This window comes from Pseudomonas entomophila (assembly GCF_013523125.1).
GTDB lineage: Bacteria > Pseudomonadota > Gammaproteobacteria > Pseudomonadales > Pseudomonadaceae > Aquipseudomonas > Aquipseudomonas entomophila_B.
In genome coordinates this window covers 42410-63728 of record NZ_JAAMQJ010000021.1, presented here as the reverse complement: position 1 = coordinate 63728, position 21319 = coordinate 42410, and the positions used below count along the sequence as shown (strand labels likewise).

At 66.8% G+C, this 21319-nt stretch carries 16 protein-coding genes; 12 read left to right on the top strand and 4 right to left on the bottom strand.

Going from position 1 to position 21319, the window contains the following annotated elements; genetic code table 11:
• Window positions 1-6 precede the first annotated feature (6 nt).
• The 6 genes from G7007_RS12825 (at window position 7) to G7007_RS12800 (ending at window position 7455) form a co-directional block, all read left to right on the top strand.
• Window positions 7-306 carry a BolA family protein gene (locus G7007_RS12825; RefSeq protein WP_181102265.1) on the top strand — a complete coding sequence of 100 codons (300 nt, stop codon included), beginning with the start codon at window positions 7-9 and terminating at the stop codon, window positions 304-306.
• A 108-nt stretch (window positions 307-414) separates the two neighbouring features.
• Window positions 415-1350 carry an oxygen-dependent tRNA uridine(34) hydroxylase TrhO gene (gene trhO, locus G7007_RS12820; RefSeq protein WP_181102263.1) on the top strand — a complete coding sequence of 312 codons (936 nt, stop codon included), beginning with the start codon at window positions 415-417 and terminating at the stop codon, window positions 1348-1350.
• Window positions 1351-1353: 3 nt separating this feature from the next.
• Window positions 1354-1986 carry a DsbA family protein gene (locus G7007_RS12815; RefSeq protein WP_181102261.1) on the top strand — a complete coding sequence of 211 codons (633 nt, stop codon included), beginning with the start codon at window positions 1354-1356 and terminating at the stop codon, window positions 1984-1986.
• Window positions 1979-3811 (top strand): ABC transporter ATP-binding protein, encoded by a 1833-nt coding sequence (locus G7007_RS12810; RefSeq protein WP_181102259.1) that lies wholly within the window; start codon window positions 1979-1981, stop codon window positions 3809-3811. Before G7007_RS12815 ends, G7007_RS12810 begins: the two co-directional genes overlap by 8 nt.
• A 351-nt stretch (window positions 3812-4162) precedes the next feature.
• Entirely contained in the window at window positions 4163-6616 is a 2454-nt protein-coding gene (locus G7007_RS12805; protein ID WP_181102257.1) for an EAL domain-containing protein, read from the top strand.
• A 38-nt stretch (window positions 6617-6654) separates the two neighbouring features.
• Window positions 6655-7455 carry a TenA family transcriptional regulator gene (locus G7007_RS12800; protein WP_181102255.1) on the top strand — a complete coding sequence of 267 codons (801 nt, stop codon included), beginning with the start codon at window positions 6655-6657 and terminating at the stop codon, window positions 7453-7455.
• Here G7007_RS12800 and G7007_RS12795 read toward each other — a convergent pair.
• The 4 genes from G7007_RS12795 to G7007_RS12780 all read right to left on the bottom strand — a co-directional run bounded on the left by G7007_RS12795 (window position 7442) and on the right by G7007_RS12780 (window position 11260).
• On the bottom strand, window positions 7442-8182 hold the full coding sequence (locus G7007_RS12795; RefSeq protein ID WP_181102253.1) for a YciK family oxidoreductase: 741 nt from the start codon (window positions 8180-8182) through the stop codon (window positions 7442-7444). The two genes, G7007_RS12800 and G7007_RS12795, sit on opposite strands and share 14 nt — an antisense overlap.
• A 315-nt stretch (window positions 8183-8497) precedes the next feature.
• A complete protein-coding gene (mupP, locus tag G7007_RS12790) occupies window positions 8498-9169 on the bottom strand; it encodes an N-acetylmuramic acid 6-phosphate phosphatase MupP (protein ID WP_181102251.1) in 672 nt (223 codons plus the stop codon).
• A gap of 2 nt (window positions 9170-9171) precedes the next feature.
• Window positions 9172-9870: a bifunctional 2-polyprenyl-6-hydroxyphenol methylase/3-demethylubiquinol 3-O-methyltransferase UbiG gene (gene ubiG / locus G7007_RS12785; protein ID WP_181102249.1), complete on the bottom strand. Its 699-nt coding sequence runs from the start codon at window positions 9868-9870 to the stop codon at window positions 9172-9174.
• A 64-nt stretch (window positions 9871-9934) separates the two neighbouring features.
• The gene (locus tag G7007_RS12780) at window positions 9935-11260 is read right to left on the bottom strand and encodes a TRZ/ATZ family hydrolase (RefSeq protein WP_181102247.1); all 1326 of its coding nucleotides are present in this window, start codon (window positions 11258-11260) and stop codon (window positions 9935-9937) included.
• Between the two features lie 109 nt (window positions 11261-11369).
• On the opposite strand from G7007_RS12780, the gene mtnA reads away from it, so the two are divergent.
• The 6 genes from mtnA to cmk all read left to right on the top strand — a co-directional run bounded on the left by mtnA (window position 11370) and on the right by cmk (window position 21232).
• Window positions 11370-12446: an S-methyl-5-thioribose-1-phosphate isomerase gene (gene mtnA / locus G7007_RS12775; protein WP_181102245.1), complete on the top strand. Its 1077-nt coding sequence runs from the start codon at window positions 11370-11372 to the stop codon at window positions 12444-12446.
• 590 nt (window positions 12447-13036) lie between these two features.
• Window positions 13037-15799: a DNA gyrase subunit A gene (gene gyrA, locus G7007_RS12770; protein WP_181102243.1), complete on the top strand. Its 2763-nt coding sequence runs from the start codon at window positions 13037-13039 to the stop codon at window positions 15797-15799.
• Between the two features lie 136 nt (window positions 15800-15935).
• Entirely contained in the window at window positions 15936-17021 is a 1086-nt protein-coding gene (gene serC / locus G7007_RS12765) for a 3-phosphoserine/phosphohydroxythreonine transaminase (protein WP_181102241.1), read from the top strand.
• Window positions 17021-18115 carry a prephenate dehydratase gene (gene pheA / locus G7007_RS12760; protein WP_060394637.1) on the top strand — a complete coding sequence of 365 codons (1095 nt, stop codon included), beginning with the start codon at window positions 17021-17023 and terminating at the stop codon, window positions 18113-18115. Before serC ends, pheA begins: the two co-directional genes overlap by 1 nt.
• Before the next feature lie 193 nt (window positions 18116-18308).
• Window positions 18309-20549, top strand: coding sequence for a bifunctional prephenate dehydrogenase/3-phosphoshikimate 1-carboxyvinyltransferase (locus G7007_RS12755; protein ID WP_181102239.1), 2241 nt, complete (start codon window positions 18309-18311; stop codon window positions 20547-20549).
• A complete protein-coding gene (gene cmk, locus G7007_RS12750) occupies window positions 20546-21232 on the top strand; it encodes a (d)CMP kinase (RefSeq protein ID WP_181102238.1) in 687 nt (228 codons plus the stop codon). Before G7007_RS12755 ends, cmk begins: the two co-directional genes overlap by 4 nt.
• Window positions 21233-21319 lie beyond the last annotated feature (87 nt).

The following is a 21319-nucleotide window of genomic DNA, read 5'->3' as shown; positions in this document are numbered from 1 at the left end:
CGCGCGATGACCATGCAGCAACGCATCGAGCACAGCCTGGCCCTGCTGACCCCCGTGCACCTCGAGGTGCTCGACGAGAGCCACATGCACAGCCGTGGCCAGCAGACGCACTACAAGGCGATCATCGTCAGTGAGCAGTTCGTCGGCCTGAACAGCGTCAAGCGTCACCAGAAGGTCTACGCCATCCTGGGTGCGCTGATGGGCGAGTTCCATGCCCTGGCGCTGCACACCTACACCCCCGAAGAATGGGCACAGGTCGGCGCCGCGCCGGCCTCGCCCGTCTGCGCAGGCGGCAGCCGGCACTGATTCGAGCGCCGGAATTTGCTAGACTTCGCAACGCGCCGCCTGTCGGCGCGTTTTTCGTTCGTCGTCCGGTCCGCCCCTTGCGCGGGTGACCACCTGGAGAATCCCTGCATGTCCCAACCGATCGTCGTCGCGGCGCTGTACAAGTTCGTCACCCTGAAAGACTACGAGGCCCTGCGCGAGCCTCTGCACCAGGCCATGCTGGCCCATGACGTCAAAGGCACGCTGCTGCTGGCCGAAGAAGGCATCAACGGCACCGTCTCGGGCACCCGCCAAGGCATCGACGCCTTGCTCGCCTGGCTGCGCAACGACCCGCGCCTGGTCGACATCGACCATAAAGAATCCCTCTGCGACGACCAGCCGTTCTACCGCACCAAGGTCAAGCTCAAGAAAGAGATCGTCACCCTGGGCGTGCCAGGCGTCGACCCCAACCAGGCGGTCGGTACCTACGTCGAGCCCAAGGACTGGAACGCGCTGATCAGCGACCCCGAGGTGCTGCTGATCGACACCCGCAACGACTACGAAGTGGCCATCGGCACCTTCAAGGACGCCATCGACCCCAAGACCACGAGCTTTCGCGAGTTCCCCGAGTACATCAAGGAGCACTTCGACCCAAGCCGGCACAAGAAGGTCGCCATGTTCTGCACCGGCGGCATCCGTTGCGAGAAGGCTTCCAGCTACATGCTTGGCGAAGGCTTCGAGGCGGTCTATCACCTCAAGGGCGGCATTCTCAAGTACTTCGAGGAAGTGCCCCAGGAAGAGAGCCTGTGGGAAGGCGACTGCTTCGTCTTCGACAACCGCGTGACCGTGCGCCATGACCTCTCCGAAGGCGATTACGACCAGTGCCACGCCTGCCGTCATCCGGTCAGCGTCGAGGACCGGGCCAGCGAGCATTATTCGCCAGGCATCAGCTGCCCGCACTGCTGGGACAGCCTGAGCGAGAAGACCCGCCGCAGCGCCATCGACCGGCAGAAGCAGATCGAACTGGCCAAGGCGCGCAACCTGCCGCACCCGATCGGGCACAACTACCGCAAGGCCGAGGCCTGATCGATGAGCGCACGCCTGCTCTATGTGATGGACCCGATGTGTTCCTGGTGCTGGGGCTTCGCGCCGGTGGCGCAGGCCCTGATCGAGCAGGCGGCGCAGGCCGGGGTCGATACCTGCCTGGTGGTCGGTGGGCTGCGCCGGGGCAGCAGCGCGCTGGATGCCTCGACCCGGCGCTATATCCTCGACCATTGGCAGGCCGTCGGTGAGGCGACCGGGCAACCGTTCGACTTCGACGGCGCCTTGCCGGACGGCTTCGTCTACGACACCGAGCCGGCGTGCCGGGCGTTGGTCACCGCGCGTGAACTGGACGCTTCGCGCCTGTGGCCGCTGCTGGCGCTGATGCAGCGGGCGTTCTACCAGGCCGGCACGGACATCACCCGGGCGCCGCAGCTGGTGGCGCTGGCCGAGCAGGTCGGGTTCGACCGCGAGCGGTTCCGTGCGCTGTTCGACCACGCCGACACCCGTGCCGCTACCGAGGCCGATTTCGCCTGGACCCAGCGCTTAGGGATCGCCGGTTTCCCGACCTTGCTGGCCGAGCGCAACGGCCAACTGGCCCTGTTGACCAATGGCTTCCAACCGTTGGAGCGCCTGCAACCCTTGCTGGCCCGCTGGTTGGAGCAGGCCGCCTGTGCTTGACCTGCCCGGCTCGCCCGAGCCGCCACCGGAGGCCTCGCCCAAGGCCGCCGATCGCCTGAGCTGGGCGGAGATCCGCCGCCTGGCGCTGCACCACCGCAAGGCCCTCTGGGCCGCCAACCTGATCGCCGTGTTCGGTGCCTTGTGCAGCGTGCCGATTCCGCTGCTGCTGCCGCTGCTGGTCGACGAAGTGCTGCTGGGCAACGGTGATCGGGCCCTGCAGTGGATGAACCGTCTGCTACCGGTCGACTGGCAGGTGCCGGTCGGCTACATCGGCCTGATGCTGGGCGTGACCTTCTGCCTGCGCTTGGCGGCGCTGGCGTTCAACGTGGCCCAGGCGCGCCTGTTCGCCGGGCTGGCCAAGGACATCGTCTACCGCCTGCGCATCCGCCTGATCGAACGGCTCAAGCGGATCTCGCTCAAGGAATACGAAAACCTGGGCAGTGGCACCGTCGCCACCCACCTGGTCACCGACCTGGACACCCTCGACAAGTTCGTCGGCGAGACCCTGAGCCGGTTCCTGGTGGCCATGCTGACCCTCACCGGCACCGCCGCCATCCTGATCTGGATGCACTGGAAACTGGCGCTGCTGATCCTGCTGTTCAACCCGCTGGTGATCTACTGCACCGTGCAGCTGGGCAAGCGGGTCAAGCACCTGAAGAAGCTGGAGAACGACAGCACCGCGCGGTTCACCCAGGCACTGACCGAAACCCTGGACGCCGTGCAGGAGATCCGCGCCAGCAACCGCCAGGGGTATTTCCTCGGTCGCCTGGGCCTGCGTGCCCGCGAAGTGCGTGACCGCGCCGTCGCCTCGCAGTGGAAGAGCGACGCCAGCGGTCGCGCCAGTGGGCTGTTGTTCCAGTTCGGCATCGACCTGTTCCGCGCCGCGGCCATGCTTACCGTGCTGTTTTCCGACCTGTCCATCGGGCAGATGCTGGCGGTGTTCAGCTACCTGTGGTTCATGATCGGGCCGGTGGAGCAGTTGCTCAACCTGCAGTACGCCTACTATGCCGCCGGGGGCGCTCTGGGACGGCTCAACGAGCTGTTGTCGCGCGAGGATGAACCTCATTTCGCCGCCGCCACCGACCCGTTCGCCGGGCGCACCACGGTAGGAATCGAGGTGCGCGACCTGCGCTTCGCCTACGCCGACGAGCCGGTGCTGGACCAGCTGAACCTGTCGATCGCGCCCGGCGAAAAGGTCGCGATCGTCGGTGCCAGCGGGGGCGGCAAGAGCACCCTGGTGCAACTGCTGCTCGGCTTGTACAGCGCCCAGGCCGGGACCATTCGTTTCGGCGGCGCGAGCCTGCAAGAGATCGGCCTGCAGACGCTGCGCGAGCAGGTGGCCGTGGTGCTGCAGCACCCGGCGCTGTTCAACGACAGCGTGCGCGCCAACCTGGCCATGGGCCGCGACTGCACGGACGAGGCCTGCTGGGAGGCCTTGCGCATTGCCCAGCTCGAGCCGGTCATCGCCGCCTTGCCGCAGGGCCTGGACAGCATGGTGGGCCGCTCCGGGGTGCGCCTGTCCGGCGGCCAGCGGCAGCGCCTGGCCATCGCCCGCATGATCCTGGCCGAGCCCAAGGTGGTGATCCTCGACGAAGCGACCTCGGCGCTGGACGCGGCCACCGAATACAACCTGCACCAGGCCCTGGCGCGCTTTCTCAGCGGCCGCACCACCCTGATCATCGCCCACCGGTTGTCGGCGGTGAAACAGGCCGATCGTGTGCTGGTGTTCGACGGCGGGCAGGTGGCCGAGGACGGCGGTCATCAGCAGCTCATCGCCGAAGGTGGGCTGTATGCCAAGTTGTATGGGCATTTGCAGCAGAGTTGAGAGAGAAGAGGGGTGCCTGTGGAGGCAGGCGTCGCGGGTTTACGGGCCTTTCAGGCCCGATCGCGGCACAGGGGCCGCTCCTACAGAGGATCGCAATAACCTGTAGGCCCCTGTGCCGCGATCGGGTCCAAAGGACCCGTAAACCCGCCACCCGGTCTACCAAGCACTCCACATCAGGCACAGAATCATCCACGCGCTCACCCATCACGACCTCCACCCCACGACCCCCATCGGCCCGTCCCTACCCGGGCTTTGCGGACCCTGAAAAAACTGCCACAGTCATGGCACATCGCCTACGCTGTGCTAGGTCAGGCGCTACTCAGGCCGTGAACGTCGCATGACAAGGACCCCATGAAGGCACATCGAACGCTCGATACACCACGCTTGCTCGGCATCATCTGGCCGTTCATCGCCGTGGTCGCGTTTCAGGTGCTGCTCGGCAGCCTGAGCCTGTACGCACTGTCGGCCGTGCGCGCCTACGTGGTCGGCGAGAGTCTGTGGTCGAAAGGCCAGAAAGACGCCATCTATTACCTCAGCCTCTACGCCGATACCCACGACGAACGCATCTTCCAGAGCTACCAGCGCGCCATCGCCATCCCCCTGGGCGGCTACCAGCTGCGCAAGGCCATGGAGAAACCGGAACCCGACCTGGAGGCCGCGCGCGAAGGCATTCTGCTCGGTGGCAACCATCCGGCCGACGTCACCCGGGTGATCTGGTTCTACCGGTATTTCCGCGACGTCAGCTACATGGACCAGGCCATCGACAACTGGGAAGTGGGCGACAGCTACCTCATGGCCCTGAACCAGTTGGCCGGGCAGATGCGGCGGGCGTTCGAGCAAGGTCCGGTCGAGGCCGCACAGGTCGCTGACTGGAAAGCCCGGATCGCTGCCATCAACGACGATGTCACTCCGGCGGCCAAAGCGTTCAGCGATGCCTTGGGCGCCGGCTCGCGCACCTTGCTGAAGATGCTGCTACTGACCAACCTGGCCACGGCCCTGTTTCTCATCGCGCTGGCCTGGCGGCGCTCGGCCAGGCTGCTGACGCAGCGCCAGGCGTTCGCCAATGCCTTGCAGGTGGAAAAGGAGCGCGCGCAGATCACCCTGGCCTCGATCGGCGACGCGGTGATCACCACCGACGTCGAGGGCAGCATCACCTACATGAACCCCGCGGCCGAGCAGCTCACCCATTGGAATGCCGAACATGCCCAGGGCCTGCCCATGGCCGCCTTGTTCAGCCTGCTCGACGAGCAGGCCGAGCAGGAGAGCCACAACCTGGTCGAGCAGGTGCTGTCCGGCAACCTGCGCGGTGGCACCGAGCACACCCGCTACATCCAGCGGCTGGACGGCAGCACCGTGTCGGTCAACCTGGTCGGCTCGCCGATCCTGACCGAGGGTATGACCAGCGGTACCGTGCTGGTGCTGCACGACATGACCCAGGAGCGCCAGTACATCGCCAACCTGTCCTGGCAGGCCACCCACGATGCGCTGACCGGCCTGGCCAACCGCCGCGAGTTCGAGTACCGGCTGGAACAGGCACTGAACGAGCTGGCCCGCCAGCCTGCCCGGCATACCCTGATGTTCCTCGACCTGGACCAGTTCAAGCTGGTCAACGACACCTGTGGCCATGCGGCCGGCGACGAGTTGCTGCGGCACATCTGCGCCGTGCTGCAATCCGGCCTGCGCGAGGGCGACACCCTGGCGCGACTGGGCGGCGACGAGTTCGGCGTACTGCTGAAGAACTGCCCGGCCGACCAGGCCGAGCGCATCGCCGAACACCTGCGCCAGCTGGTGCAGAGCCTGCACTTCGTCTGGAAGGAGCGGCCCTTCGTCACCACCGTGAGCGTCGGCCTGGTGCACGTTGCCCAGGGTCCGACCACCCTGGAAGCCTCGCTGCGCGCCGCCGACATGGCCTGCTACATGGCCAAGGAGAAAGGCCGCAACCGCGTGCAGGTCTACCATGCCGACGTCAGCGAGCTGTCCACGCGCTTCGGCGAGATGGCCTGGATCCAGCGGCTGCACGTCGCCCTCGAGGAAAACCGCTTCTGCCTGTACGCCCAGGCGATCGTGCCGCTGCAGGGTGAGGGCGAGAGCCACATCGAAATCCTGCTGCGCCTGCACGACGAAAGCGGGCGGACCATCCTCCCGGATAACTTCATCCCGGCCGCCGAGCGCTACGGACTGATGAGCGCGCTCGACCGCTGGGTGGTGCGCAGCGTGTTCCAGACCATTCGCCAGTGCCTGGACGACGGGCACGAGGGCCCGCTGGCCATGTGCGCGATCAACCTGTCGGGCACCAGCATCGGCGACGACAAGTTCCTCGAGTACCTCGAGCGCCAGTTCAGCGAGTTCCGCATCCCGGCGCAGATGATCTGTTTCGAGATCACCGAGACCAGCGCCATTGCCAATCTGGGCAGCGCCATCCGCTTCATCAACCAGCTCAAGAGCCTGGGCTGCAGGTTCTCGCTGGACGATTTCTGCGCCGGCATGTCGTCGTTCGCCTACCTGAAGCATTTGCCGGTGGATTACCTGAAGATCGACGGCAGTTTCGTCAAGGACATGCTCGACGACCCGATCAACCGGGCCATGGTCGAGGTCATCAACCACATCGGTCACGTCATGGGCAAACGCACGATCGCCGAGTTCGTCGAAACGCCCGTGATCGAAAGCGTCCTGCGTGACATTGGCGTGGATTACGCCCAAGGCTATCTGGTAGAACGTCCGCAGGCGTTCACGTGTGCGAGCCTGTATCCTCGACGCCCGGCCGCGACGGTGACCCGCCAGTCGGTACCGGGGGCGTTTCGCTGAAAAAACGTTGTACATCACAAGGAATCAAGGAGCTGATCGTGAAAGATGCATTCGTTCGAGTCGGACCTCTCATGGACCCCGCCAGTTACCCCGCCTGGGCCCAGCAGCTGCTGCGCGACTGCCACGAGAGCAAGCGCCGCGTGGTCGAACATGAGTTCTACCAGCGCCTGCGCGACGACCGGATCACCCAGGCGACCATCCAGCAGTACCTGATCGGTGGCTGGCCGGTGGTCGAGCAGTTTTCGCTGTACATGGCGCACAACCTGACCCGTACGCGCTTCGCCCGGCATCCGGGGGAAGACATGGCGCGCCGCTGGCTGATGCGCAACATCCGTGTCGAACTCAACCACGCCGACTACTGGCTGCACTGGGCCCAGGCCCATGGCGTCAGCCTGGCGGACCTGCAGGCGCAGGACGTGCCGCTGGAGCTCAACGCCTTGAACGACTGGTGCTGGCGGGTGTGCACCACCGAGTCGCTGGTGGTCGCGATCGCGGCGACCAACTACGCCATCGAAGGGGCGACGGGCGAGTGGTCGGCCCTGGTGTGCTCGACCGACACCTACGCCAAGGGCTTCCCCGAGGAAGGCCGCAAGCGGGCGATGAAGTGGCTGAAGATGCATGCCCACTACGACGACACCCACCCGTGGGAGGCGCTGGAGATCATCTGCACGCTGGCGGGCGAGCACCCGGACCCGGCGCTGTGCACCGCGCTGCGCAAGGCGATCTGCAAGAGCTATGACTGCATGTTCGTGTTCCTGGAGCGCTGCATGCAGCTGGAGCTGGGCCAGGACGAGCACGCGCGGCCCACCCTGGCGGTCGCCGAGGCTATTGGGCGTTGAACGCCTGACCGTTGACCCCGGCGCTGTCCGGGCCCATCAGGTAGAGGTAGACCGGCATGATGTCTTCTGGTGCCGGGTTGTCCTGGGGGTTCTCGGCCGGGTAGGCCAGCGCACGCATCGCCGTGCGCGTGGCGCCCGGGTTGATGCTGTTGGCGCGTACCGGGGCGACGCCCTCGAGCTCGTCGGCCAGGGTCTGCATCAGGCCTTCGGTGGCGAACTTCGACACGCCATAGGCGCCCCAGTGCGCCCGACCCTTGCGCCCGACGCTGCTGGAGGTGAAGGCGATCGACGCGTCGTTCGACAGCCTGAGCAGCGGCAGCAGGGTGCTGGTGAGCAGGAACGTGGCGTTGACGTTGATGTGCATGACGCGCATGAAGTGCTCGCCAGACAGCTGGTCCAGCGGCGTACGCGGGCCGATGATCGAGGCGTTGTTGAGCAGCCCGTCCAGGCGGCCGAACTGGGTCTCGATCAGCGCCGCGAGTTCATCGTAGTGGTGCGGCTCGGCGGTCTCCAGGTTGAATGGGATCACCACCGGGGTCGGGTGGCCTGCGGCCTCGATCTGGTCATACACCTCGGCGAGGTTGGCTTCGGTCTTGCCCAGCAGCAGGACCGTGGCGCCATGGGCGGCATAGGCCCTGGCCGCCGCGGCGCCGATGCCGCGGCCGGCACCGGTCACCAGGATGATGCGGCCGGCGAGCAGGTCGGGGCGGGCGGTGTAGTCGAACATGGTGGGGTCTCCGGGTCGGGAAGGGTAGAAGGGCCGGGCGCCGTGGGTGTCTATGACACCGCCATCGCCGGCAAGCCGGCTCCCACAGGATCAGCGATGCCTGCGGCTTGTCAGAGGACCACTCTACCAGACAGCCTGGCCGTTTGATGGGATGTGGGTCCTGCGGACCCAATCGCGGCACGGGGGCCGCTCCTACACCCGCCGCAGTGGTACAGGGGATCGCGGTCCATGTGGGAGCGGCCCCTGTGCCGCGATTGGGCCCGCAGGGCCCACAAAACCAGCCACCACGATCAAGACCGCTCTTTCACCACCCGCTCAACACCCACACAACGCCCCATCGATGATCCGACGCAGATCCTGCGGCCTGTCCACCACCACATCCGCCCCCCAATGATCGGGATTGTCCTGCGGATGAATGTACCCATAACGCACCGCTGCCGTGCGCGTCCCCGCCTCGCGCCCCGACTGGATGTCGCGCAGGTCGTCCCCGACGAACAGCACGCTGCCCGGATCCAGGTTCAAGGTCTTGCACGCCAGGGTCACAGGCTCCGGGTCCGGCTTGCTGTGGGCCACATGGTCCGGGCAGATCAGCACCGCCGAGCGCTCGGCCAGCCCCAGTCGCTGCATGATCGGCTCGGCGAAGCGCACCGGCTTGTTGGTCACCACGCCCCACAGCACCTTGCCATGCTCGAGGTCGGCCAGCAGTTGCTCCATGCCGTCGAACAAGCGGGTATGCACCGCGCATTCACGCAGGTAACGCTCGAGGAACTCCAGGCGCAAAGCCTCGAACGCTGGCGCCTCCGGGTCCATGCCGAACGTGGCCGCGACCATCGCCCGCGCACCGCCGGAGATCTCGTCGCGAATGCACGCATCCTCGACCGCTGGCAGGCCGCGGTCGGCGAGCATGCCCTGGCAGATGGCGATGAAGTCCGGCGCCGTGTCGAGCAGGGTGCCGTCCATGTCGAAAAGTACCGCTCGCAAACGCATGCTCATTCCTCGCGCAGGGTCTGGATCATGTAGTTGACGTCGACGTCGCTGCTGAGCTTGTAGTGCTTGGTCAACGGGTTGTAGGTCAGGCCGACGATGTCCTTGACCGTGAGACCGGCCGTGCGGCTCCACACGCCCAGCTCGGACGGGCGGATGAATTTCTTGAAGTCGTGCGTGCCGCGCGGCAGCAGCTTCATGACGTACTCGGCGCCGATGATGGCGAACAGGTAAGCCTTCGGGTTGCGGTTGATGGTCGAGAAGAACACCTGGCCGCCGGGCTTGACCAGGCGGTGGCAGGCGCGGATCACCGAGGACGGGTCCGGCACGTGCTCGAGCATCTCCAGGCAGGTGACCACGTCGAACTGACCCGGCATCTCCTCGGCCATGGCTTCGGCGGTGATCTGCCGGTACTCGACCTCGACACCGGATTCCAGCTGGTGCAGACGGGCGACCGCCAGGGGCGCCTCGCCCATGTCGATGCCGGTGACCGTGGCGCCGCGCAGGGCCATCGCTTCGCTGAGGATGCCGCCGCCGCAGCCGACGTCCAGCACCTTCTTGCCGGCCAGGCCGACGCGCTCGTCGACCCAGTTGACCCGCAGCGGGTTGATGTCGTGCAGGGGCTTGAACTCGCTCTCGCGGTCCCACCAGCGGTGGGCCAGGGCCTCGAACTTGGCGATTTCGGCGTGGTCGACGTTGCTCATGGAACGGTCCTCTGAAACTTCGATGTCAAGGTGTCGGGCGGCGGCAGTCAGCGCTGCCGTCTGCTCAATGAAGGTGTTCGCCGATGCGCTCGCCCCAGGCGCGCGCGGTCTGGATCAGGGCGGCTTCGTCCATGCGCAGCAGGCGCCGGTCGTCGAGCAGCGGGCGGCCGGCGACCCAGACGTGCCGGACGCAGTCGCGGCCGGTGGCGTAGATCAGTTGCGAGACCGGGTCGTGCACCGGTTGCTGCGCCAGCCCGGACAGGTCGAAGGCCGCGAGGTCCGCCGCCTTGCCGACCTCCAGCGAGCCGACGACCGCCTCCAGGCCCAGGGCCCGGGCGCCGTTGAGGGTCGCCATGCGCAGGGCGCGGTGGGCATCCAGGGCGGTCGCCGAGCCGGCCACGGCCTTGGCCAGCAGCGCGGCGGTACGGGTTTCGCCAAGCAGGTCCAGGTCGTTGTTGCTGGCCGCGCCGTCGGTGCCGATGGCCACGTTGACCCCGGCTTGCCAAAGCCGTTCCACTGGGCAGAAGCCGCTGGCCAGCTTGAGGTTGGATTCCGGGCAGTGCACCACGCTGGTGTTGCTCTCCACCAGCAGGGCCAGGTCCTCGTCGCTGACCTGGGTCACGTGCACGGCCTGCAGGCGCGGGCCCAGCAGGCCGAGGCGGGCCAGGCGCGCCAGCGGGCGTTCGCCGTGCTGGGCCAGGGCGCGCTCGACCTCGTCGGCGGTCTCGTGCAGGTGCATCTGGATCGGGGCGTCGAGCTCGTCGGCAATGACCCGGACCTTTTCCAGCGTCTGGTCGCTGACCGTGTACGGGGCGTGCGGGCCCAGGGCGATGCTGATGCGTGGGTGATGACGCAGCTCGCTGTACAGCTCGACCGCCGCGTGCAGGCCCTCGTCGGGCGTCGCCGCGCCAGGGATCGGAAAGTCCAGCAGCGGGGCGGCGATCTGCGCGCGCATGCCGCTGCGGTGCACGCGTTCGCAGGCTTCGCGCGGGAAGAAGTACATGTCGGCGAAGCAGGTGATGCCGCCCTTGAGCTGCTCGGCGATGGCCAGGTCGGTGCCGTCGCGCACGAAGGCTTCGTCGACCCAGCGCGCCTCGGCCGGCCAGATGTGGTCCTGCAACCAGGTCATCAGCGGCAGGTCGTCGGCCAGGCCACGGAACAGGCTCATCGCCGCATGCCCATGGGCGTTGACCAGGCCTGGCGTCAGCACGCAGCCGGGCAGCTCGTGCGTCTCCTGGGCGGCCGGCGCCTGCTCGCGGGGGCCGATCCAGGCGATCAGGCCATCACGAATCCCCAATCCCTGATCCCGCAACACCACCCCGGCCGGTTCGACGGGCACCAGCCAGTCGGGCAACAGCAGCAGGTCGAGGGGCAGGGCGGTCGTGGGCATGCGTGGGGCACCGGGGGCGATTTGACGTGAGCCGCAGTATACCCGAGCGCCCCTCGCCCAGGGTCGCTATAATCGCCGGCTTTTGATGTTCGAACGACGGGGAGAGGCAATGCGCGAGCGACTGTTGGCGGCGGAAAAGGTGCGGGCGCTCGAGTGGCGGGACGGCGCCTTGCACCTGCTCGACCAACGCCTGTTGCCAGCCCGCGAACGCTGGCTGACCTGCACCGACATCGACAGCGTGGCCGAGGCGATCCGCAGCATGGCCGTACGTGGCGCGCCGGCCATCGGCATCAGCGCGGCCTACGGGCTGCTGCTGGGGTTGCGCCAGCGCCTGGCCGAGGGCGGTGACTGGGAAGTCGCGCTGGAGGAAGACTTCCAGCAGCTGGCCGAGTCCCGGCCCACCGCCGCCAACCTGTTCTGGGCCCTGAATCGCATGCGCGAGCGCCTGCTGCGCCTGCGTGACGGCGACGACGTGCTGGCAATCATGGAGGCCGAGGCGGTGGCCATCCACCAGAGCGACCGCGAAGCCAACCTGACCATGGCCCAGCATGGCGTCGACCTGATCCGTCGGCACCAGGGCAACGAGCAGGTGGTGCTGACCCACGGCAACGCCGGCGCCCTGGCCACGGGTGGCTTTGGCACCGCGCTGGGGGTGATCCGCGCGGCCTACCTGGAAGGCATGGTCGAGCGCGTGTTCGCCAGCGAGACCCGGCCCTGGTTGCAGGGCTCGCGGCTGACCGCCTGGGAGCTGGCGGGCGAGCAGGTGCCGGTGGTGGTCAGCGCCGATTCCGCCGCCGCCCACCTGATGAAGACCAAGGGCCTGACCTGGGTGATCGTCGGCGCGGACTGCATCACCGCCAACGGCGACGTGGCCAGCAAGATCGGCACCTACCAGCTGGCGGTCCTGGCCATGCACCACGGAGTGCGCTTCATGGTGGTGGCGTCCAGCTCCACCATCGACCTGAACCTGGAAAGCGGCGAAGACATCGAACTCGAGGAGCGCGCCCAGAGCGAGCTGCTGGATGTGGCCGGTACGCGGGTGGCGGCGCAGGTCGAGGCCTTCAATCCGGTGTTCGACATCACCCCGGCGGACCTGATCGACGTGATCGTGACCGAGAAAGGCATCGTCGAGCGGCCGGACACGGCCAAGCTCGCCCAGCTGATGTGTCGCAAGCGGTTGCATTGAGGGGTGGCTGCAGGGCTGCGCTTCTGCAGGTTGCCTGAAAGGGCGCAGGCGCTGATTTTGCGGGCCCTGCGGGCCCGATCGCGGCACAGGGGCCGCTCCTACAGGAGACCGCGCCGCCTATTTGTCAGCGTACGGGTACTTTGGCAAGAGCTCCATAGCCGCACTCGGGTAAAGCAGGCAGGCGCGGTCCCTGTAAGAGCGGCCCCTGTGCCGCGATTGGGCCTGCAGGGCCCATAAAACCCGCCCCGCCGTGTCTTTTGCCCTGTGCCCTTTCAGCAGCCCAGCCCCTCCCTCGCTTACCCAGAAAGCTTCATCTCGCAGAACACGTCCAGAACCCCTGCCACGCCCCCCGGCAGCCACCTCGACACCCCTACCAAACCTGCCCCGCAACCCTCCCAAGCCCCGTCCTTTTGTGGTACCATCCGACAGTTTCCAAGGCCGCCCCTTGATGCGGCCTTCACTGCGCAGATCCGTGGCTCAATTCATTGATTTGTCGTATGTCGTCGCACCCCATCGTGCGCTGCGACGGCGAGCTTCGTACGCCCCAGGGGGGCGGCGGGGTTTCACCAGAAAAAGGAATCAGGCTTCTCATGGGCGAACTGGCCAAAGAAATCCTCCCGGTCAATATCGAAGACGAACTGAGACAGTCTTACCTCGACTACGCGATGAGCGTCATTGTCGGGCGGGCACTGCCCGATGCGCGTGATGGCTTGAAGCCCGTGCATCGTCGCGTTCTGTTTGCGATGAGCGAGCTGGGCAACGATTGGAACAAGCCGTACAAGAAATCCGCCCGCGTGGTCGGTGACGTGATCGGTAAGTACCACCCTCACGGTGACACCGCGGTCTACGACACCATCGTACGCATGGCGCAGCCGTTCTCGCTGCGCTACCTGCTGGTCGACGGCCAGGGCAACTTCGGCTCGGTCGACGGCGACAACGCCGCGGCCATGCGATACACCGAAGTGCGCATGTCCAAGCTGGCCCACGAACTGCTGGCCGACCTGCACAAGGAAACCGTCGACTGGGTGCCCAACTACGACGGCACCGAGCAGATCCCGGCAGTCATGCCGACGCGTATCCCCAACCTGCTGGTCAACGGCTCCAGCGGCATCGCCGTGGGCATGGCCACCAACATTCCGCCGCACAACCTGGGCGAAGTGATCGACGGCTGCCTGGCGCTGATCGACAACCCCGAGATCACGGTCGATGAGCTGATGCAGTTCATCCCGGGCCCGGACTTCCCCACCGCCGGCCTGATCAACGGCCGCCAGGGCATCATCGAGGCCTACCGCACCGGGCGCGGGCGCATCTACATGCGTGCACGCTCCGAGGTCGAGGACATCGACAAGGTCGGTGGCCGTCAGCAGATCGTCATCACCGAGCTGCCGTACCAGCTGAACAAGGCGCGTCTGATCGAGAAGATCGCCGAACTGGTCAAGGACAAGAAGCTCGAAGGCATCACCGAGCTGCGCGACGAGTCCGACAAGGACGGCATGCGCGTGGTCATCGAGCTGCGCCGTGGCGAAGTGCCGGAAGTGGTGCTCAACAACCTGTATGCTCAGACCCAGCTGCAAAGCGTCTTCGGCATCAACGTGGTGGCCCTGATCGACGGCCGTCCACGCCTGCTCAACCTCAAGGACCTGCTCGAGGCCTTCGTCCGTCACCGCCGCGAAGTGGTGACCCGGCGTACCGTCTTCGAGCTGCGCAAGGCCCGCGAGCGCGGCCACATCCTCGAAGGCCAGGCGGTGGCGCTGTCCAACATCGACCCGGTCATCGCGCTGATCAAGGCCTCGCCGACGCCGTCCGAGGCCAAGGAAGCGCTGATCGGCACGCCGTGGGAATCCAATGCCGTGCAGGTCATGGTCGAGCGCGCCGGCGCCGAATCCTGCCGTCCGGAAAACCTCGACGCGCAATACGGCCTGCGTGACGGTCGCTACTACCTGTCGCCCGAGCAGGCCCAGGCCATCCTCGACCTGCGCCTGCACCGCCTGACCGGCCTGGAGCACGAGAAGCTGCTGGCCGAGTACCAGGAGATCCTCGAGCAGATCGGCGAGCTGATCCGCATCCTCAACAGCGCCGCGCGCCTGATGGAAGTGATCCGCGAAGAGCTCGAAGCCATTCGCGCCGAGTACGGCGATGCGCGCCGCACCGAAATCCTCGATGCCCGTCACGACCTCAGCCTGGGCGACATGATCCCCGAGGAAGAGCGCGTGGTGACCATCTCCCACGGCGGCTACGCCAAGACCCAGCCGCTGTCGTCCTACCAGGCGCAGCGTCGCGGCGGCAAGGGCAAGTCGGCCACCGGCGTCAAGGACGAGGACTTCATCGAGCACCTGCTGGTCGCCAACAGCCACGCCACGCTGCTGCTGTTCTCCAGCAAGGGCAAGGTGTACTGGAAGAAGACCTACGAGATCCCGGAAGCCTCCCGTGCCGCCCGTGGCCGTCCGCTGGTCAACCTGCTGCCGCTGGAGGAGGGTGAGCGCATCACCGCCATGCTGCAGATCGACCTGGAAGCCCTGCAGCAGAGCGCCGACCTCGACGAAGAGCTGGAGGAGACCGACGACACCGTCCTCGAAGGCGAAGTGATCGAGCCCGAGGACGTCGACGAAGAAGACACTCCCGAGCTGGTCGCCGAACCGACCGGTGCCTACATCTTCATGGCCACCGCCGGCGGCACGGTCAAGAAGACCCCGCTGGTGCAGTTCGCCCGTCCGCGCTCCAACGGCCTGATCGCCCTGAAGCTCAAGGAAGGCGACACCCTGATCGCCGCGGCCATCACCGACGGCGCCAAGGAAGTCATGATGTTCTCCAGCGCCGGCAAGGTCATCCGCTTCGCCGAAGGCATGGTCCGCGAGATGGGCCGTACCGCACGCGGTGTGCGCGGCATGAAGCTGGGCAAGGGCCAGGAGGTCATCTCCATGCTGATCCCCGAGTCCGGCGCGCAGATCCTCACCGCCTCCGAACGCGGCTTCGGCAAGCGCACGCCGCTGTCGAAGTTCCCGCGTCGCGGCCGGGGTGGCCAGGGCGTGATCGCCATGGGCACCAAGGGCCGCAACGGCAACCTGGTCGGCGCCATCCAGGTGCACCTGGGCGAAGAGATCATGCTGATCTCCGACCAGGGCACCCTGGTCCGCACGCGGGTCGGCGAGGTGTCCAGCCTGGGCCGTAACACCCAGGGCGTGACGCTGATCAAGCTGGCCAGCGACGAGACCCTGGTGGGCCTGGAGCGTATCCAGGAGCCGGCCGAGGAAGAACTCGACGCGCTGCTCGACGACGAGGCGCTGGACGACGCAGCCGACCGCGTGGCTGGAGACGACGAGGCTGCGGACGCCGAACAGGCCCCGCAGGAGTAACAGGCGACGAACCCGGACGGGGCAACCAAGGTTGCCCCGTTCGATTGATACAGGTGGCATGACCGTTCGAGCGCTGCCTTGCGGGCGCTCAGCGGTCACGGTGTGTTCTCTTTAGGTAGGCAGAGCGAGAGTGGATGTGAGCAAACGAGCCTTTAACTTCTGCGCAGGCCCGGCCGCGCTTCCCGAAGCGGTCCTGCGGCGTGCCCAGAGCGAGTTGCTCGACTGGCGCGGCAAGGGGTTGTCGGTGATGGAGATGAGCCATCGCAGCGACGACTACGTGGCCATCGCCGAGAAGGCCGAGCAGGACCTGCGCGACCTGCTCAGCATCCCGTCCAACTACAAGGTGCTGTTCCTTCAGGGCGGTGCCAGCCAGCAGTTCGCCCAGATTCCGCTGAACCTGCTGCCCGAGGGTGGCACGGCCGACTACATCGACACCGGCATCTGGTCGAAGAAGGCCGTCGACGAGGCCAGCCGCTTCGGCCACGTCAACGTCGCGGCCAGCGCCAAGGCCTACGACTACCTGGCCATCCCCGGCCAGAACGAATGGCAGCTGAGCCAGAACGCCGCCTACGTGCACTACGCCTCCAACGAGACCATCGGCGGCCTGCAGTTCGACTGGGTGCCGCAGACCGGCGACGTGCCGTTGGCGGTCGACATGTCTTCGGACATCCTCTCGCGCAGCATCGACGTCTCGCAGTTCGGCCTGATCTATGCCGGTGCGCAGAAGAACATCGGCCCCAGCGGCCTGGTGGTGGTGATCGTGCGCGAAGACCTGCTCGGCCATGCCCGCAGCAGCTGCCCGACCATGCTCGACTACAAGATCTCGGCCGACAACGGCTCGATGTACAACACCCCGGCGAGCTACTCCTGGTACCTCTCCGGCCTGGTGTTCGAGTGGCTCAAGGAGCAGGGCGGCGTCGAGGCCATGGAAGCGCGCAACCGGGCGAAGAAGGACCGTCTCTACGGTTTCATCGACGCCAGCGCCTTCTACAGCAACCCGATCGGCACCAGCGCTCGCTCGTGGATGAACGTGCCGTTCCGCCTGGCCGACGAGCGCCTGGACAAGGCCTTCCTGGCAGGCGCCGACGCCCGTGGCCTGCTCAACCTCAAGGGTCACCGTTCGGTGGGCGGCATGCGCGCGTCGATCTACAACGCCCTGGGGATGGACGCCGTCGAGGCGCTGATCGCCTACATGAGTGAATTCGAGAAGGAGCACGCCTGATGTCCGAGCAGGAACTCAAGGCGCTGCGGGTCCGCATCGACAGCCTCGACGAGAAGATCCTCGAGTTGATCAGCGAGCGCGCCCGCTGCGCCCAGGAAGTGGCGCGGGTCAAGACCGCGACCCTGGCCGAAGGCGAGAAGCCGGTGTTCTACCGGCCCGAGCGCGAGGCCCAGGTGCTCAAGCGGGTCATGGAGCGCAACCGTGGTCCGCTGGGCAACGAAGAGATGGCCCGACTGTTCCGCGAGATCATGTCGTCGTGCCTGGCCCTGGAAGAGCCGCTCAAGGTCGCCTACCTGGGCCCGGAGGGGACCTTCACCCAGGCCGCGGCCATGAAGCACTTCGGGCATGCCGTGGTCAGCCGGCCCATGGCGGCCATCGACGAAGTGTTCCGCGAGGTGGCGGCCGGTGCCGTCAACTTCGGCGTGGTGCCGGTGGAGAACTCCACCGAAGGCGCCGTGAGCCACACCCTGGACAGCTTCCTCGAGCACGACATGGTCATCTGCGGCGAAGTCGAGCTGCGCATCCACCACCACCTGCTGGTGGGCGAGAACACCAAGACCAACAGCATCACCCGCATCTACTCCCACGCCCAGTCCCTGGCCCAGTGCCGCAAGTGGCTGGACGCGCATTACCCGAACGTCGAGCGCATCGCCGTGTCGAGCAATGCCGAGGCGGCCAAGCGGGTCAAGGGCGAGTGGAACTCGGCGGCGATCGCCGGCGACATGGCGGCCAATCTGTACGGGCTGGAGCGCCTGGCCGAGAAGATCGAGGACCGTCCGGACAACTCCACGCGGTTCCTGATGATCGGCAACCAGGAAGTGCCACCAACCGGCGACGACAAGACTTCGATCATCGTCTCGATGAGCAACAAGCCTGGGGCCTTGCACGAGCTGCTGGTGCCGTTCCACCAGAACGACATCGACCTGACCCGCATCGAGACCCGGCCTTCGCGCAGTGGCAAGTGGACCTACGTGTTCTTCATCGACTTCGTCGGCCACCACCGCGACCCGCTGATCAAGGCCGTGCTCGAGCAGATCAGCCAGGAGGCCGTAGGGCTGAAGGTGCTGGGGTCGTATCCGAAGGCGGTGCTTTGAGCCGTTGACACTCAGAGGCTGTGGGGCCGCTGTGCGGGCCATCGCGGCACAGGGGCCGCTCCTACATCCGTCAGGCACACACGCTTCCCCTGTAGGAGCGGCCCCTGCCGGAGCGCCGGACCGGCCGCGATGGGCCGCAACGCGGCCCCCACAAACTCCGCAAAAACCGCCGTACTACACAGGGCCCACACTTGTGGTTGATGCAGTCACGAACAAACCTACCCCGCCCATCGGCCGCCTGGTGGTCATCGGCCTCGGCCTGATCGGCGGCTCTTTCGCCAAGGGCATCCGCCAGAGCGGCCTGTGCCGCGAAGTGGTCGGTGTCGACCTCGATCCACGCTCGCGGCAGCTGGCCGTCGAACTGGGCGTGGTCGATCGCTGCGAGGACGACCTGGCCGCGGCCTGCGTCGGCGCCGACGTGATCCAGCTCGCCGTGCCGATCCTGGCCATGGAAACCCTCCTGGCCAGGCTCGCCGCCCTCGATCTGGGCACGGCCGTGCTCACCGACGCCGGCAGCGCCAAGGGCAACGTCGTGCGTGCCGCACGCGCTGTGCTGGGTGATCACCTGCCACGTTTCGTGCCGGGACACCCGATCGCCGGGTCCGAACAGAGTGGCGTGGAGGCCTCCAACGCCGAGCTGTACCGCCGTCACAAGGTGATCCTCACGCCGCTGCCGGAGACCGACCCCGATGCCCTGGCCGTCGTGGACCGCCTCTGGCGCGCCCTCGACGCCGACGTCGAGCACATGGACGTGGAGCGCCACGACGACGTCCTGGCCGCGACCAGTCACCTGCCGCACCTGCTGGCCTTCGGCCTGGTCGATTCCTTGGCCAAGCGCGACGAAAACCTGGAGATCTTCCGCTACGCTGCGGGAGGTTTCCGCGACTTCACCCGGATCGCGGGCAGCGATCCGACCATGTGGCACGACATCTTCCTCGCCAACCGCGAGGCCGTGCTGCGCACGCTGGACACGTATCGCAGTGACCTCGACGCCTTGCGCGACGCGGTCGATTCAGGGGACGGGCACCAGTTGCTGGGGGTATTCACCCGCGCACAGGTGGCCCGCGAGCACTTCAGCACAATCCTGGCCCGCCGGGCCTATGTGGACGCTATGAACGCCAACGACTTGATTTTCCTGGCCCAACCAGGTGGCCGCCTGTCCGGACGGATCCGCGTACCGGGCGACAAATCGATTTCTCACCGCTCGATCATGCTGGGCTCGCTGGCCGAAGGCACGACCGAGGTCGAAGGGTTCCTCGAGGGCGAGGATGCCCTGGCCACGTTGCAGGCCTTCCGCGACATGGGCGTGGTCATCGAAGGCCCCAGCCAGGGGCGCGTGACCATTCACGGCGTCGGCCTGCACGGCCTGAAGCCGCCGCCCGGGCCGATCTACCTGGGCAACTCGGGCACCTCGATGCGCCTGCTGTCCGGCCTGCTGGCCGCGCAGCCGTTCGACGTGACCATGACCGGCGATGCGTCGCTGTCCAAGCGTCCGATGAACCGCGTCGCCAACCCGCTGCGTGAAATGGGCGCGGTGATCGAGACCGGTCCGGACGGGCGTCCGCCGCTGACCATCCGTGGCGGGCAGCCGCTCAAGGCACTCGACTACACGCTGCCGATGGCCAGCGCCCAGGTCAAATCCTGCCTGCTGCTGGCCGGGCTGTACGCCGAAGGCGTCACCACCGTGACCGAGCCGGCACCGACCCGCGACCACACCGAGCGCATGCTGCGCGGCTTCGGCTACACCGTGGACTCCAATGGTCCGGTGGCCTCGCTGCGCGCTGGCGGCGCGCTGACCGCCACCCGCATCGAAGTGCCGGCCGACATCTCGTCGGCAGCGTTCTTCCTGGTCGCGGCCTCGATCGCCGAAGGCTCGGAGCTGGTCCTGGAGCACGTCGGCATCAACCCGACCCGCACCGGCGTCATCGACATCCTGCGCCTGATGGGCGGCGACATCACCCTGGAAAACCAGCGTGAAGTCGGCGGCGAGCCGGTGGCCGACCTGCGCGTGCGCGGTTCTCGCCTCAAAGGCATCGACATCCCGGAAGACCTCGTGCCCCTGGCCATCGACGAATTCCCGGTGCTGTTCGTGGCCGCCGCCTGCGCCGAGGGCCGCACCGTGCTGCGCGGTGCCGAAGAGCTGCGGGTCAAGGAATCCGACCGCATCCAGGTCATGGCCGACGGCCTCAAGGTGCTGGGCGTGCAGTGCGAGCCGACGCCCGATGGCATCGTCATCGACGGTGGCCAGATCGGCGGTGGCGAAGTGCACGGTTACGGCGACCACCGCATCGCCATGGCCTTCAGCGTCGCTTCGCTGCGCGCCAGCGCGCCGATCCGCATCCATGACTGCGCCAACGTCGCGACCTCGTTCCCCAACTTCCTCGCCCTGTGCGCGCAGGTCGGCATCCGTGTAGCAGAAGAGGGCAAGTCGTGAGCGCCCTGGCACCGGTCATCACCATCGACGGGCCAAGCGGCTCGGGCAAGGGCACCGTCGCGGGCCTGCTGGCACGCGAGCTGGGCTGGCGCCTGCTGGATTCCGGCGCGCTGTACCGTCTGCTGGCGTTCAATGCCAGCAACCATGGCGTGGACCTGACCAACGAAGAGCTGCTCAAGGCGCTGGCCGCTCATCTGGACGTGCAGTTCATCGCTGCCGAACCCGGTAAACTCCAGCAGATCATTCTCGAGGGCGAGGACGTCAGCAACGTCATCCGCACCGAAACGGTCGGCGCCGGCGCCTCCATGGTCGCCTCGCTGCCGGCGGTACGCGACGCCTTGCTGCAGCGTCAGCGTGCATTCCGTGAAGCCCCCGGGCTGATCGCCGATGGCCGCGACATGGGCACCGTGGTGTTCCCCGACGCGCCGCTGAAGGTCTTCCTGACCGCCAGCGCCGAGGAACGCGCACGTCGCCGCTTCCTGCAGTTGAAGGGGAAGGGCGAAGCTGTTAGTCTGTCGAGTCTGCTAGAAGAGATACAGGCACGCGATGAGCGTGATACCCAGCGTGCAGTGGCCCCGCTCAAGCCGGCGGCCGATGCCATCCAGCTGGACTCGACCGAGTTGTCCATCGAGCAGGTGTTGCAACGGATCAGAAGCGAGCTCGCCCAGCGCGACCTGCTCTGATCATCAGGAATGGCAGGCAGGGGCTCCAGTCACTGTCCTGTCGGCCTTCCTTTACATGAACGAAACCCACATTGTCTGGAATGTGGC

What these genes read in the sequence shown, in the direction of transcription:
- G7007_RS12825 (WP_181102265.1), top strand. Translation starts at nt 7, where the DNA reads ATGACCATGCAGCAACGCATCGAGCACAGCCTGGCCCTGCTGACCCCC.
- trhO (WP_181102263.1), top strand. Translation starts at nt 415, where the DNA reads ATGTCCCAACCGATCGTCGTCGCGGCGCTGTACAAGTTCGTCACCCTG.
- G7007_RS12815 (WP_181102261.1), top strand. Translation starts at nt 1,354, where the DNA reads ATGAGCGCACGCCTGCTCTATGTGATGGACCCGATGTGTTCCTGGTGC.
- G7007_RS12805 (WP_181102257.1), top strand. Translation starts at nt 4,163, where the DNA reads ATGAAGGCACATCGAACGCTCGATACACCACGCTTGCTCGGCATCATC.
- G7007_RS12795 (WP_181102253.1), bottom strand. Translation starts at nt 8,182, where the DNA reads ATGTTCGACTACACCGCCCGCCCCGACCTGCTCGCCGGCCGCATCATC.
- mupP (WP_181102251.1), bottom strand. Translation starts at nt 9,169, where the DNA reads ATGCGTTTGCGAGCGGTACTTTTCGACATGGACGGCACCCTGCTCGAC.
- ubiG (WP_181102249.1), bottom strand. Translation starts at nt 9,870, where the DNA reads ATGAGCAACGTCGACCACGCCGAAATCGCCAAGTTCGAGGCCCTGGCC.
- G7007_RS12780 (WP_181102247.1), bottom strand. Translation starts at nt 11,260, where the DNA reads ATGCCCACGACCGCCCTGCCCCTCGACCTGCTGCTGTTGCCCGACTGG.
- mtnA (WP_181102245.1), top strand. Translation starts at nt 11,370, where the DNA reads ATGCGCGAGCGACTGTTGGCGGCGGAAAAGGTGCGGGCGCTCGAGTGG.
- gyrA (WP_181102243.1), top strand. Translation starts at nt 13,037, where the DNA reads ATGGGCGAACTGGCCAAAGAAATCCTCCCGGTCAATATCGAAGACGAA.
- pheA (WP_060394637.1), top strand. Translation starts at nt 17,021, where the DNA reads ATGTCCGAGCAGGAACTCAAGGCGCTGCGGGTCCGCATCGACAGCCTC.